This window comes from Streptomyces sp. NPDC058663 (assembly GCF_042716745.1).
Classification (GTDB): domain Bacteria; phylum Actinomycetota; class Actinomycetes; order Streptomycetales; family Streptomycetaceae; genus Streptomyces.
Map to the genome: position 1 here is coordinate 1 of NZ_JBHXRV010000122.1, position 1006 is coordinate 1006.

Below are 1006 nucleotides of genomic sequence, written 5' to 3' on the forward strand. Positions count from 1 at the left end.
TGTCGAAGGTGGGACTGGCGATTGGGACGAAGTCGTAACAAGGTAGCCGTACCGGAAGGTGCGGCTGGATCACCTCCTTTCTAAGGAGCATCTAGACACCACTGGTGTCCAGAGACCATTTCGCCGGCAAATGTCCGGCGGTGGTTGCTCATGGGTGGAACGTTGACTATTCGGCACACTCGGTTCAAGTCTGTGAGTACTGCTTCGGCGTGGAAAACAGAGCTTGGGAAGAGTGGGTCGGGCACGCTGTTGGGTATCTGAAGGTACGGCCGGAAGGTTGTGGCTTCAGTGCCGGCCCCAGTGCACTCCGCTTCGGTGGGGGTGATGGGTGGCTGGTCGTTGTTTGAGAACTGCACAGTGGACGCGAGCATCTGTGGCCAAGTTTTTAAGGGCGCACGGTGGATGCCTTGGCACCAGGAACCGATGAAGGACGTGGGAGGCCACGATAGGCCCCGGGGAGCTGTCAACCGAGCTTTGATCCGGGGGTGTCCGAATGGGGAAACCCGGCAGTCGTCATGGGCTGTCACCCATACCTGAACACATAGGGTATGTGGAGGGAACGCGGGGAAGTGAAACATCTCAGTACCCGCAGGAAGAGAAAACAACCGTGATTCCGGGAGTAGTGGCGAGCGAAACCGGATGAGGCCAAACCGTATGCGTGTGATACCCGGCAGGGGTTGCGTATACGGGGTTGTGGGATCTCTTTGTCACGTTCTGCCGAGCGTGAGACGAGTCAGAAACCGTTGGTGTAGGCGAAGGACATGCGAAAGGTCCGGCGTAGAGGGTAAGACCCCCGTAGCTGAAACATCAACGGCTCGTTTGAGAGACACCCAAGTAGCACGGGGCCCGAGAAATCCCGTGTGAATCTGGCGGGACCACCCGTTAAGCCTAAATATTCCCTGGTGACCGATAGCGGATAGTACCGTGAGGGAATGGTGAAAAGTACCGCGGGAGCGGAGTGAAATAGTACCTGAAACCGTGTGCCTACAAGCCGTGGGAGCGTCGC

Annotated in this window: 2 rRNA genes; both read left to right on the forward strand. The window is 57.7% G+C overall.

Annotated features, from left to right (window positions below):
• Nucleotides 1–80: ribosomal RNA gene (locus ACFWVV_RS37780) — 16S ribosomal RNA — on the forward strand; the annotation flags it as partial.
• 295 nt (nt 81–375) lie between these two features.
• Nucleotides 376–1006 (forward strand): 23S ribosomal RNA (locus ACFWVV_RS37785); the annotation flags it as partial.